This window comes from Pseudomonas sp. PF05 (assembly GCF_056521845.1).
In genome coordinates, this window is sequence record NZ_JBWLPW010000001.1 from 1096043 (window position 1) to 1108024 (window position 11982).

Annotated in this window: 11 protein-coding genes; 10 read left to right on the forward strand and 1 reads right to left on the reverse strand. The window is 62.2% G+C overall.

What is annotated here, in order from left to right; genetic code table 11:
• Window positions 1-464 precede the first annotated feature (464 nt).
• From AC09SL_RS04915 to AC09SL_RS04940, 6 genes are all read left to right on the forward strand, one after another.
• Window positions 465-1406: a helix-turn-helix domain-containing protein gene (locus AC09SL_RS04915; RefSeq protein ID WP_058543078.1), complete on the forward strand. Its 942-nt coding sequence runs from the start codon at window positions 465-467 to the stop codon at window positions 1404-1406.
• Window positions 1407-1633: 227 nt separating this feature from the next.
• Window positions 1634-2302: a GntR family transcriptional regulator gene (locus AC09SL_RS04920; protein ID WP_058543077.1), complete on the forward strand. Its 669-nt coding sequence runs from the start codon at window positions 1634-1636 to the stop codon at window positions 2300-2302.
• A 76-nt stretch (window positions 2303-2378) separates the two neighbouring features.
• Entirely contained in the window at window positions 2379-3185 is an 807-nt protein-coding gene (locus tag AC09SL_RS04925; RefSeq protein WP_064106801.1) for an ABC transporter substrate-binding protein, read from the forward strand.
• Window positions 3186-3197: 12 nt separating this feature from the next.
• On the forward strand, window positions 3198-3974 hold the full coding sequence (locus AC09SL_RS04930; RefSeq protein ID WP_024616527.1) for an amino acid ABC transporter permease: 777 nt from the start codon (window positions 3198-3200) through the stop codon (window positions 3972-3974).
• Window positions 3975-3976: 2 nt separating this feature from the next.
• Window positions 3977-4756, forward strand: coding sequence for an amino acid ABC transporter ATP-binding protein (locus AC09SL_RS04935; RefSeq protein WP_058545291.1), 780 nt, complete (start codon window positions 3977-3979; stop codon window positions 4754-4756).
• 42 nt (window positions 4757-4798) lie between these two features.
• Window positions 4799-6409 carry a gamma-glutamyltransferase family protein gene (locus tag AC09SL_RS04940; protein WP_064106802.1) on the forward strand — a complete coding sequence of 537 codons (1611 nt, stop codon included), beginning with the start codon at window positions 4799-4801 and terminating at the stop codon, window positions 6407-6409.
• A 16-nt stretch (window positions 6410-6425) separates the two neighbouring features.
• On the opposite strand, the gene AC09SL_RS04945 is transcribed toward AC09SL_RS04940, so the two are convergent.
• The gene (locus tag AC09SL_RS04945) at window positions 6426-7262 is read right to left on the reverse strand and encodes an IclR family transcriptional regulator (RefSeq protein WP_058546129.1); all 837 of its coding nucleotides are present in this window, start codon (window positions 7260-7262) and stop codon (window positions 6426-6428) included.
• An 82-nt stretch (window positions 7263-7344) separates the two neighbouring features.
• Here AC09SL_RS04945 and AC09SL_RS04950 point away from each other — a divergent pair, with 82 nt between their 5' ends.
• From AC09SL_RS04950 to AC09SL_RS04965, 4 genes are all read left to right on the forward strand, one after another.
• Window positions 7345-8151, forward strand: coding sequence for an enoyl-CoA hydratase/isomerase family protein (locus tag AC09SL_RS04950; RefSeq protein WP_058546128.1), 807 nt, complete (start codon window positions 7345-7347; stop codon window positions 8149-8151).
• A 3-nt stretch (window positions 8152-8154) separates the two neighbouring features.
• Window positions 8155-10236: an acetate--CoA ligase family protein gene (locus AC09SL_RS04955; RefSeq protein ID WP_058546127.1), complete on the forward strand. Its 2082-nt coding sequence runs from the start codon at window positions 8155-8157 to the stop codon at window positions 10234-10236.
• Window positions 10237-10338: 102 nt separating this feature from the next.
• Window positions 10339-11169: an ABC transporter ATP-binding protein gene (locus AC09SL_RS04960; RefSeq protein WP_081264401.1), complete on the forward strand. Its 831-nt coding sequence runs from the start codon at window positions 10339-10341 to the stop codon at window positions 11167-11169.
• Between the two features lie 26 nt (window positions 11170-11195).
• Window positions 11196-11963 (forward strand): ABC transporter permease, encoded by a 768-nt coding sequence (locus AC09SL_RS04965; protein WP_058546126.1) that lies wholly within the window; start codon window positions 11196-11198, stop codon window positions 11961-11963.
• The last annotated feature ends 19 nt before the right edge of the window (window positions 11964-11982 follow it).

The following is an 11982-nucleotide window of genomic DNA, read 5'->3' on the forward strand; positions in this document are numbered from 1 at the left end:
AGGCTGCGATCTTTTGATCTTGATCTTTCGCTTGGGACTCAAGTGCCAGGGGAAAGATCGCAGCCTCGTTGCACTCGACAGCTCCTACACAGCGTACGTCGGGCGAGGACGCCTGCTCCCGCTGGCTACACACTGTAGGAGCTGCCGAAGGCTGCGATCTTTTGATCTTGATTTTTCGCTTGGGGACTCAAGTGCCAGGGGAAAGATCGCAGCCTCGTTGCACTCGACAGCTCCTACACAGCGTACGTCGGGCGAGGACGCCTGCTCACGCTGGCTACACACTGTAGGAGCTGCCGAAGGCTGCGATCTTTTGATCTTGATCTTTCGCTTGGGATTCAAGTGTCTGGGGAGAGATCGCAGCCTCGTTGCACTCGACAGCTCCTACACAGCTTCTACACGGTTCCTGCAGGGCTTGAGTAACTGCATCGGGTAAATAAGCACAGCATCACCGAGGAACAATGATCATGTTCGCCGAAGTCCGTACCTTCAATGATCCTCAGCAACACGCCGGTTCGATCCTGGGTTGGCAACAGGTCTATGACCAACTCGGGCGTGGTTGCCTTTCCAGTGAACTGCGGCAGGTGTGCGCCGATCGTTTCCAGATTTTCCAGGAGGTGCTGGATAAACGGGTGGTGCAGCGCGGTTGCGCGCCAAAAGGGCGCTTGTGCATTGCCATGTCGTTGGGCGGTGCGCCGGTGGTCCAGGGGCACCAAGTGGGCGCCCACAGCGTCGTGCTGTTGCGCGATGGCGAAGACTTCGTCTTGCATGCGCCGGAAAGCACGCACTTCTTCGCGGCCAATGTCGACACGGTACGGTTCGCCAAACTGGCGGCCTACGAACTGTCGAGCGAACAGCTCAAGCGCCTGCAAAGCGTGTCCCAGGTCAGCGTGGACGAGGCGGTGCTGCGCCGCGTGCAGCAAAGGATCCACCCACTGTTTCGTCACCTTTTGGAACAGGCAGACGCCGTCAATCCCGCCTCGGAAAAAATCCTCGAGGACGTCCTGCTCAACGCCTTTCTCGATCTGTTCAGTCACGCCTCGGACGAGGTGCGTGGCCGACGCGGCAATTTTGCCGTCAGTGCCTACCTGGTCAAACGTTGCCAGGAGCTGGTGGTGTCCAGCGCCGATGTGCCCTTGAGCATCCTCGACTTGTGCGAGCAGTTGCGGGTCAGCCGCAGGACCCTGCAGAACAGTTTCCAGGCGGTCACCGGGATGCGTCCGGTGGAGTACCTGCGCAACCTGCGGCTCAATGCCGTGCGCCGGCGTTTGATCACGACCCATGCGGCGGCACTGAACGTCAGTGAAATCGCCATGGCGATGGGGTTTTTCCACCTGAGTCATTTTGCGGCCCATTACCGGGCGCTGTTTGGCGAGTCACCCTCCGATACGCCCAGGGCACCGGCTTGATGGGCCGCCGCCTGCGGTGTTACCGAATCATCCCCCTGCACCCATAAAAGGCAGCCGTTGAGCTGTTTGGTAGCACACCTGTGCGGCTAATGGTTTAAGGCGGGGAGTCGTTTTCCTCGGCAAATTCCTCTAAATCAATCGCTTGCACGATTATGCGTAAGCTTGGCACGCATTCTGCTTTTTTGAATCCATGGATAATTGGATACAAAAATTCAGAAGGTGCTGCCATGCAATTTGTTCCCACTTACGCTGAACGCCCGCCGATAACGGCCGAGGAGGAGGCCTACAATTTCCTGCTCGATGCGATTTGTGGCGGTCGGTTACGCAAGGGCGACCGGCTGATTGCCGAGGACATCGCCAACGAAATCGGCATGAGCCGGATGCCGGTGCGTGAAGCCTTTCGCCGTCTGGATGCCCAGGGCCTGGTGACCCTGCGACCCAATCGCGGGGCGATTGTCAGCGGTCTGGACATCGATGAGTTGCATGAAGTCTTCGAGATGCGCAGCGCCCTGGAAGGCCTGGCAGTCCGTGTCGCGACAGCCAGAATTGGCGAGCGCCAGTTGGCTGCCTTGGAGCGACTGCTGGACGAGATGGACGATTACCGCGAGGAAAGCGCCGAGTGGGTCAGCCGCCATCGCGCGTTCCATGAATACCTGTGCAGCCTCAGCGGTCGCCCGCGATTGCTCAAGCAGATCAGCGCGCTCTATGCCCTGATCGAAGCGCCCATGCGCTTGTGGCTGCAGCATGTGGAAAAGCCCCTGAGTGCGCGCCAGGAGCACATGTTGATCCTCGACGCCCTGCGCGCTGGCGACGCCGAGAAGGCCGAGGCGGTGGTGCGTGCGCACATCGAAGGCACCGTCCCTGAATTGATCGAGTTCCTGCAATCGAAAAAATAACGAGAGCGGGCTCCGAGCCTGCCCGTGTTCTGACTTTGAGTACTGCCCGTTACTTACTGAACTGGAGTGTCTGGTCATGCATAAGCCTCGCCTGTTGGTTGCCGCTATATCCTTGGGTTTCTGTGCGCAGTGGGCGGTTGCCGCGCCCGTTGTCCCGGAGCGTTTGCTCAAGGTCGATAAACTCGTCTACTGCTCGGGCATGGATTCGCCGCCGCTGGTGTCCTTCGATGAGGCGCAGAAACCCAAGGGACTGACCGTGGACCTGGGGCTGGAGATCGCCAAGCGCCTGGGCGACAAGAAGGTGGAGTGGCGGGTCATTCCCTTTTCCGGACTGCTCCCCGCGTTGCTGGCCCGACAGTGCGACATGATCGTCGACCAACTGTTTGACAAGCCCGAGCGCCGCGAGGTGATCGACATCGTCAACTACATGTATTCCAGCCAGGCGGTTGTGGTGCCCAAGGGCAATCCAAAGGGCCTCAAGACGCTGCCGGATCTGTCCGGACACAAGGTCGCCGTACTTAACGGTTCCACCATCAAGACCCTGCTCGACACCGAGAACGAGACCCTGGCCAAGGCCGGCAAACCGTCTATGAAACTGGTGGTCTACAACAGCGACACCGATGCCTTCCAGGCTCTGCGCATCAGCCAGGTCGATGCCTACGGCACCACCGTGGAAACCGCTGGTTACTACGCCGCCATGGCCCCCGATCTGTTCGAGGAAGGGGTGCCAGCCTTCAGCCGGATTCTCACTGGCCTGGGTATTCGCAAGGACGATCCGCAACTGACTGCCGCCGTGCAGCAGGTCATCGGCGATATGCGCAGCGATGGCAGCTACAGCCAGCTGCTTGGCAAATGGCATGTCGCCAGTGACACGCTTGATTGAGGTGAACCATCGATGAATTTCAATTGGGATGTGTTCTGGCAGTACCTGTTGCAGCCCAGCGGGGTGTACCTCACCGGGCTCTGGCTGACCTGCCTGATCAGTGTGCTGGCGATGTTGCTGGGTTGTGCCCTGGGGCTGGCCGCCGCTCTGCTGCGGTTGTCGAGCAACCCCTTGCTGCATTTGCCGGTGCGTTTTTACGTGTGGCTGATGCGCGGTACGCCGTTGCTGGTGCAGATCGTCTTTCTCTACACCGCACTGGCCGCTGGCGGGATTTTCCGCTTCGAAGACATCGACCTGTTCGGCCTGGTGATCCCCGGCAATATCCAGGCGGCGATCATTGCCCTGGGCCTCAACGAGGGCGCCTACATGGCCGAGATCATCCGCGCCGGCATCGGTGCGGTGGACAAGGGCCAATATGAGGCCGGACGCTCGCTGGGCATGACCTTCGCCAAACTGATGCGCCGCATTGTCCTGCCCCAGGCGTTCCGGGTCATCGTGCCGCCGCTGGGCAACGAGTTCAACGTGATGCTCAAGAACACCACGCTGGTCAGCGTGATCGGCGTACAGGAACTGTTGCTCAGTACCCAGATGGTCACGTCGGCGACGTTCCGGGTGTTCGAACTGTATCTGGTGGTGGCGATCTACTTCCTGTTGCTGACCACGTTGTGGGGCTTTTTCCAGCGCTGGCTGGAAGCCCGTTTCGGTCAGTCGGACCGCCCCTCGTCACCGCCGCCGGCGTCGACGCGGATGTTCGGTCGCAGCACCCTGAACCTGTTGAGGGCACGTTAACCATGGCGCATAAAAGCGAAGAGCTGATCATCGAGGCGCTGGACGTTCACAAGTCCTTCGGCGAGCTGCAGATTCTCAAGGGCATCTCCCTGCAAGTGCGGCGCGGCGAAGTGGTGGTGCTGATCGGCGCTTCCGGCTCCGGCAAGACCACTTTCATTCGCTGCATCAACTTGCTGGAGGACATCCAGGGCGGCCGCATCCGCGTCAATGGCCGGGCGATGGGCTATCGCGAGCGGGCCGACGGCAGCCTGGTGCGTGAGTCGGAGCGCAACATCGCCCGTCAACGGCGGGACATCGGCATGGTCTTCCAGCGCTTCAATCTGTTCCCCCACATGACGGCCCTGGAAAACATCATCGAGGCGCCGATCCAGGTGCTTGGCGTGACTCGCACCGCCGCGCTGGAGCAGGCCCGCGGCCTGTTGGAGCGGGTCGGCCTGGCGGACAAGGCCGATCACTACCCGTCGATGCTCTCTGGCGGCCAGCAACAGCGGGTGGCGATTGCCCGGGCCCTGGCCATGAAACCCCAGGCCATGCTCTTCGACGAACCCACCAGCGCCCTCGACCCGGAGACGGTCGGCGAAGTGTTGCAAGTGATGAAGGAGCTGGCCGACGAGGGCATGACCATGGTCGTGGTGACCCATGAAATGGGCTTTGCCCGGGAAGTGGCCGACCGTGTGGTGGTCCTGGACCAGGGCGAGCTCATCGAGCAGGGGCCGCCGGAGCAGATTTTCTGTCACCCCATTCATCCTCGTACCCGGGCCTTTCTCAGTCGCGTGTTATGACCTTCCCCGGCCACTGAATTCCTGTATCGAAGAGCCTTCGCCATGCTGAAATTTTCTGCCCACCAATACCCTTATCCGTCGCAACGCCAGAGCGTTTTCGCCCGTCGGGGCATGGTTGCCGCGTCCCAGCCCCTGGCGGCCCAGGCGGGCATTGAAATCATGCAAAAGGGCGGCAATGCCATCGACGCCGCCATCGCCACGGCCGCCGCACTGACGGTGGTGGAACCCACCGGTTGTGGCATTGGCGGTGACGCCTTCGCGCTGGTCTGGTGCAAGGGCCAGTTGCACGGCCTCAACGGCAATGGCCATGCGCCGGCGGCCTTGAGCATCGAGGCGGTCAAGGCCGCCGGCCACGGGCAGATGCCGCTCTATGGCTGGACACCGGTGACCGTCCCGGGCTGCCCGTCGGCCTGGGCCGAGTTGTCCCGACGCTTTGGCAAGCTGCCCTTTGCCGAGCTGCTGCAACCGGCCATCAGCCTGGCCCGGGACGGCTTTGCGCTGTCGCCGGTGGTCGCCCATCAATGGCAGGTCGCGGTGAACGAGTTCACCCCCCATCGCGATGCCGTCCTCGAGGCCTGGTTCGCTACCTTCCTGATCAAAGGCCGAGCGCCACGGGCCGGGGAGATTTTTCGCAACCCGGCCCAGGCGCGCACCCTCCAGGAATTAGCCGATACCCGCTGCGAAAGCCTGTATCGCGGCGCGTTGGCCGAACGCCTGGACGCCCATTCCCGGGCCAGTGGCGGCTATCTGCGGGCCTCGGACCTCAGGGATTATCGTGCCCAGTGGGTGGACCCCATCCACGTCAATTACCGAGGCGTGGATGTCTGGGAAATCCCGCCAAGCGGGCAGGGCCTGGTCGCCTTGATGGCGTTGAAGATTCTGGAAGGTTTCGACTTCGATCACCGTGACAGCCAACAGACCTGGCATCGCCAACTGGAAGCGATGAAGTTGGCCTACAGCGACGGCCTGCACTACATCACCGATCCTGTGCACATGCGCGTGGCGGTGGCTGACCTGCTCAGTGATGACTACAGTGCCCGCCGTCGCCGGCAGATCGGCGAACGGGCCCAACCGCCCGCGCCCGGCGACCCCCACGCCAGCGGCACGGTGTACCTGGCGACCGCGGATGGGGAGGGCAATATGGTTTCGTTCATCCAGAGCAACTACCACGGGTTTGGCTCAGGCGTGGTGCTGCCCGACAGCGGTATCGCCCTGCAGAATCGTGGGCAGGAATTCAGCCTCGATCCGTCCCACGCCAACTGCCTGGCCCCGGGCAAGAAGACCTTCCATACCATCATTCCCGGTTTCCTCACCCGCGACGGCGAAGCCCTCGGCCCCTTCGGCGTGATGGGCGGCTACATGCAGCCCCAGGGGCATGTGCAGATGGTCATGAACCTGGTGGATTTCGGCCTGAACCCGCAAGCGGCCCTGGACGCACCGCGCTGGCAATGGCTGGGGGCGATGAAGGTCGGTATCGAGCACGGGGCCTCACGGGACCTGGCCAATGCCCTGGTGCGACGGGGGCATGAGGTTCAGATCGCCAGCGACCTGACCGACTATGGCCGCGGCCAGATCATCCTGCGCGACCCGGTCAGTGGTGTGCTGTGCGGCGGGACCGAACCGCGGGCGGATTCGCATATAGCTGTTTGGTAACAGTTGCCACTGACGATCAGTCGGCACGGGCGTCTGCCAGTGCCTGCCTGATCGCCTGCGCCAGATCCAGCAGCACTGTTGCATAACGTGCTTCAATTTCCTGCGCTGTTTCAACGGTCGCCAGGCTGATGTTCAGCGCATGGGTCCGATAGGCCGGGTGGTCGAGCGGGGTGGCAATCGCCATGACCTCCGGCTGCCATGAGGCCACGCAGTACCCGGTTGCCCATACGTTCTTCACCGCATCGTCGATCTCTTCGATCAGTTGGCTGGCGCGGGCCTCGCAGCGGCGCGAGCTGAACAGTTCCAGCAATGGCCGGCGTTGTCCTTCTTCCAGCCCCGACAGATAAGCCCGGCCCAGGGACGTCACGTCCATGGGCAAGCGCTGCCCGGCGAGTACATTGCGCGGCGACTTGCGCTTGCCCAAGCGAATCGACTCCAGGTAGATCATCTCGTCGCCATCGGCGGCGGCGAGGCTGACGTTGACCTGATGGTCGCGAGCCACTTGCAACATCAACGGCGTGGCGATCTGCAACAGCGTACTGGCGTGGTACATCGAATGCGCCAGCCCAAGCAGGGAGGGTGCCAGTCGGTAGGTGCCCACTGTCGGGTCGTAATCCAGGAACCCGGCGTGAACCAGGGTCTGGGTCAATCGACTCACGGTGGATTTCGACAAACCGGCGATCTCGCTCAGGTCACCATTGGTCAGGGATTCGGTACCCGGCCGGAACGCCCTCAGCAAATCCAGGCCGCGTTCAAGGGATCGGTTGAGCGGTGCCTTGCCTTGCCCGGGAACATTTGCCGAAGCCAGGCCAGTGTCACCCTGTTCCAACAGATGGAACGGTCGCGTTGTCATCAGGTTCGCTCTCCCGCAGATTGAATCCAAGCTTGGCGCATCGCCGGGCGGTCAATCAACTGAATAATAAGAGAGGCACCGTATGACGATCCCTCAGCAATTGTCTGGCCCCATTGATCTGTGTGTCGTGGATGGCATCGCGACCCTGACCCTCAATCGCCCCGAAGCGCGCAACGCAATCAGTGATGAAATGCGTTCGTTGCTGATCGAATACCTGGAGCAGATTGCCTCGGACAACTCGATCAAGGCGCTGATCCTGACCGGCACCGGCAAGGGCTTCTGTGCCGGTGGCGACATCAAGGGCATGCAGGCGCGCATGAGTGCTCCCGCCGGTTCCGTGGCGTTCAATGGTTGGAAGCGCCAGCAGCGGGTTCATCATGCGGTGTCGCTGCTGCACAACCTGCCCAAGCCAACCATCGCTGCGGTGAATGGCGCCGCAACGGGCCTGGGCTGCGACATGGCGTTGAGCTGCGACTTTATCGTGGCTTCCGAGCAGGCCAGCTTTGCGATGAGCTATATCGCTCGCGGCCTGATCCCGGATGGCGGTGGTTTGTATTTCCTGCCCCGTCGTGTCGGCCTGCCCAAGGCCAAGGAACTGATCTTCAGCGGACGCACGGTCGCGCCGGTGGAAGCCCAGCGGATCGGCATGATCGATCGTGTCGTCGAACACGATCATCTTCTCCCGGCGGCCCACGATTGGGCCTTGCAACTCGCGGGGGGATCCGCCACGGCCCTGGCGCTGAGCAAGTCGATCTTGAACAACACCTTCGAGCTCACCCAGAGCCAGATCTTCGCCATGGGCAGCCAGGCCCAAGGCATTTGCTACACCTCCAGCGAGCATCAGGAATCGGTTGCCGCCTTCCTTGCGCGCAAGGCCGAGCGGAGCTGAAACATGAATCAGATTGCACGCCTTCTCAGTCCCGCCAGCGTTGCCGTCATCGGTGCCTCGGGCGATGCCCGCAAAACCTCGGGCCGGCCCATTGCCTTCCTGCGCAAGCATGGTTTCGAAGGGCGCCTGTACCCAGTCAATCCTCGTTATGAACAAATCGACGGGCTGCGCTGCTATCCCAGCATTGCCGAGCTGCCGGAAGTGCCGGACGTGGCGATCATTCTGCTGGGGGCGGCGCGCGCCAACCAGGCCGTCGCCGAACTGGCGGCATTGGGTTGCCCCGCAGCCATTGTATTGGCCGGTGGTTATGGTGAAACCGGTTCTGAAGGTGCCGCGCGCCAGGACGAACTGAAAGCGGCCCGTGGGTCGATGAGGATCCTGGGCCCGAACACCATCGGCCTGGTCAACCTGACCGAGCGGATCACGCTGTCGGCCAGCGGCGCGTTGGACATGGACGAACTGCTGGCCGGCCGGGTTGCCGTCGTCTCGCAAAGTGGCGGGATTCTGGGCGCGCTGCTGTCCCGTGGCGTCGCTGCCGGTATCGGTTTTTCCAAGCTGATCTCCACCAGCAACGAGGTCGATCTGGATGTCGCCGACTTCGTCGATTACCTGGCCGACGATCCCGCGACCTCGGTGATTGCCCTTTATCTGGAGGGCTTGCGCGACAGTGAAAAGTTTTCCCGTGCGGCGCGCAAGGCTCGCGACGCCGGCAAGCCTGTCGTGGTCTTCAAAGTGGGACGCTCCCAAGCAGGTGCCCATGCGGCAGCCTCCCACACGGGGGCCATGGCCGGCTCCGATGCTCTGTACTCCGCCTATTTCCGTCAGCTTGGGGTGATTCGCGCCGAGACGTTTGCCGACCTGTTGGACATTCCCTTCGCCTTGGCCAGTGGCCGGGTCATGCGTGGCCGACGGGTCGCCATTCTGACCTCCACCGGCGGCGCGGGCACCTTGATCGCCGACAGCCTCGGTGTCAGCGGTTTCGAAACCCCCACGCCCGGCGCGCAGACCGCGGCGAAACTGCGAGACCTGGATATTGGCGACCAGGCGGTGCTGGACCGTAACCCGATCGACTTGACCTTGGCGGGGTTGCAGCCGGAGTTGATGCGCGAGGCCATTGGCATCTTGCTCGACAGTGCGGATTTCGATGCAGTGATCAGCGTCGTGGGCTCTTCCGGTGTTGCCCAGCCGCACCTGATGGCCGATGCCATTGGCGACAGCCTGGCCAGCTCCGATAAACCGGTGCTGGCGTACATCAGCCCCCATGCCCCGGCTGCGGCCCGGCGTATCAATGGCGCTGGAGGCGTGGCGTTCAGCGCGCCGGAAAGTTGTGCCAGCGCACTGAAGGCATTGGCGGCACAGGCCACCTGGAGCGAGCCATCCCCTGAGTCTGGCACAGCGCAGGCCGGGCCAGAGGTTCTCCAGGACCTGCCAAGTGGCCCGCTCGATGAAGAGCGCAGCAAGCGCTTGTACGCCAGCTTCGGCATCCCGGTGACGCGGGAGCGGGTGGTTGGTGATGGGGAGCAAGCCGCCCGGGCCGCGCAGGAACTGGGCGGTCACGTCGCGCTCAAGGTGCTTTCCGAGCAGATCCCGCACAAGAGCGAAGTGGGCGGCGTGGCCTTGCATCTGGACGCCGGAAACATCGGCGCGCGGCTGGATCGCATGCGTGCCGAGGTCAGCCGCCACGTGGGGTTCGAGCCGCCGACCTTTCTCGTCCAGGAAATGGTGACGCAAGGGCAGGAGCTCATTCTCGGCTTCCACCGCGACCCGCAGCTGGGCTCGGCGCTCCTGCTGGGAATGGGCGGGGTTACAGCGGAGTTGTTCCAGGACACCACCTTGCACTTGCTTCCGGTAAACCTCGAGCAAGCCCGGCAGATGCTGCGCGAGCTGCGCACTTACCCGTTGCTGGATGGCTATCGCGGCATGCCCAAGGCCGACGTCGAAGCCGCCGCGCACTGCATCGTCGCGTTCTCGGACATGGCCATGCAATTGGGCGAGCGCCTGATCGAAGCCGAGATCAATCCGTTGCTGGTTCGTCCTGCCGGAAGCGGGGTGATGGCCTTGGACGGCTTGACGATCATGGCGTAAGGAGGCCGTTCCACTCTGTGGAACAGCTGCCTTTACCCTGGAAATCACGCTCGCATAATCAAACAACGCTCATTTAAGACTCATAAAAACAAGCAGGTCTCTATGAACAGTCCCCATATTGCCATCCAGTCGCGCAGTGCCCCGATCAGCGCCACGGTGACCGCCCCGACGGTGGTTTCTTTCCGTGACGTGTCCAAGTCCTTCACGGTCAAAGGCGTCGCCAAGCAGGCATCCCACAGCATCAATGTCGACATCCAGCAAGGCCAGTTGGTGACCATCATCGGCCCTTCCGGCTGCGGCAAGTCGACCTTGCTCAACATGGTCGCCGGTCTGTTTTGTCCCACCACTGGCGAGGTACTGTACCGAGGCGAGGCCGTGCAAGGCATCAACGGTCGCACCGGTTACATGACCCAGAGCGACCATCTCCTGCCGTGGCGGGATGTGGCCGGCAACATCGCCGTTCCCTTGGAAATCCAGGGTGTGCCCAAGGCCAAGCGTGAAGCGCGAATCCGCGAGTTGTTGACCCTTGTCGGCCTCGATGGACACGAAAAGGCCTACCCGAGCCAGCTTTCCGGTGGCATGCGCAAGCGCGCCGCCCTGGCGCGCTTGCTGGCCTATGACCCGGAAACGCTGCTGATGGACGAGCCGTTTGCCGCACTGGATGCGCAACTGCGCATCCGCATGCAGACGGAGCTGTTCAAGCTCAGTCGCCAGCTCAAGAAAACCGTGTTGTTCGTCACCCATGACCTGGACGAAGCCGTGGCCCTGGGCGATCGCTGCCTGGTGTTCTCCGGTCGCCCGGGCACCATCGTGCGCGATGTGCCCATTCCCTTGGGTGACGATCGCAACATCATCCAGCTGCGCAAGAACCCGCGTTACCACCAACTTTGTGGCGACCTGTGGGAAATCATCACGCCGGATCACGACGCCTGAAGTCCCAGCCCTGGAGAACCTTGCACATGAATATCTTTCTCGGTCGTCTCGCCATCTTCGCAGCGATTTTTTTGTCCTGGCAGTTCGCTTCCGGTCCCTTGGTGGATCCGTTTTTCGTCAGCTCGCCATTGGAAATCGGCCGGCGCTTCATTGAGCTGGTCGCCAGTGGCCGACTGTTCTCCCACGGCTGGATCACCGTCGTGGAAACCCTGGCGGGCTTTTTCTTCGGTGCCCTGGCAGGCATCACGGTGGGCTTGATCCTGGGGCGCAACGCGCTGCTCGCCAAGCTGCTGGACCCGATCCTGACTTCCATCTACAGCCTGCCGAAAGTTGCCCTCGCGCCGCTGTTCATCATGTGGTTCGGGATCGGCATCGAAATGAAGATCATCCTGACCGCCACCATCGTGTTCTTCCTGGTGTTCCTCAACACCTACAGCGGTGTCCGCGCGGTGGAGCGCGAGCAATTGGAGATCCTGCGCCTGATGGGCGCCAAAGAGCACCACCTGATCACCAAGGTCGTGCTGCCGTCGGCCATCCAGTGGGTGTTCACCGGCCTCAAGCTGTCGGTGCCCTATGCCCTGATCGGTGCCATCGTCGGCGAGATCATGGCTGCCAACCGTGGCCTGGGCTACCTGTTGCAGGACGCGGCGGGGCAACTGGACACGGCCGGCGTATTCGCCGCGCTGATCGCCATCATCGCCCTGGCGCTGCTGCTCCAGGCGGCGGTTCGTGCGTTGGAGACGTACCTGATGCCGTGGAAGAAAGAACAGGACGAGCGAGAAATCTCGGTCTGAGCAACACCATCACAACAAC

Excerpts from the sequence above, each read along its gene's own strand:
- AC09SL_RS04945 (WP_058546129.1), bottom strand. The coding sequence starts at position 7,262 with ATGACAACGCGACCGTTCCATCTGTTGGAACAGGGTGACACTGGCCTG.
- AC09SL_RS04915 (WP_058543078.1), top strand. The coding sequence starts at position 465 with ATGTTCGCCGAAGTCCGTACCTTCAATGATCCTCAGCAACACGCCGGT.
- AC09SL_RS04930 (WP_024616527.1), top strand. The coding sequence starts at position 3,198 with ATGAATTTCAATTGGGATGTGTTCTGGCAGTACCTGTTGCAGCCCAGC.
- AC09SL_RS04935 (WP_058545291.1), top strand. The coding sequence starts at position 3,977 with ATGGCGCATAAAAGCGAAGAGCTGATCATCGAGGCGCTGGACGTTCAC.
- AC09SL_RS04960 (WP_081264401.1), top strand. The coding sequence starts at position 10,339 with ATGAACAGTCCCCATATTGCCATCCAGTCGCGCAGTGCCCCGATCAGC.
- AC09SL_RS04955 (WP_058546127.1), top strand. The coding sequence starts at position 8,155 with ATGAATCAGATTGCACGCCTTCTCAGTCCCGCCAGCGTTGCCGTCATC.
- AC09SL_RS04965 (WP_058546126.1), top strand. The coding sequence starts at position 11,196 with ATGAATATCTTTCTCGGTCGTCTCGCCATCTTCGCAGCGATTTTTTTG.
- AC09SL_RS04925 (WP_064106801.1), top strand. The coding sequence starts at position 2,379 with ATGCATAAGCCTCGCCTGTTGGTTGCCGCTATATCCTTGGGTTTCTGT.
- AC09SL_RS04940 (WP_064106802.1), top strand. The coding sequence starts at position 4,799 with ATGCTGAAATTTTCTGCCCACCAATACCCTTATCCGTCGCAACGCCAG.
- AC09SL_RS04920 (WP_058543077.1), top strand. The coding sequence starts at position 1,634 with ATGCAATTTGTTCCCACTTACGCTGAACGCCCGCCGATAACGGCCGAG.
- AC09SL_RS04950 (WP_058546128.1), top strand. The coding sequence starts at position 7,345 with ATGACGATCCCTCAGCAATTGTCTGGCCCCATTGATCTGTGTGTCGTG.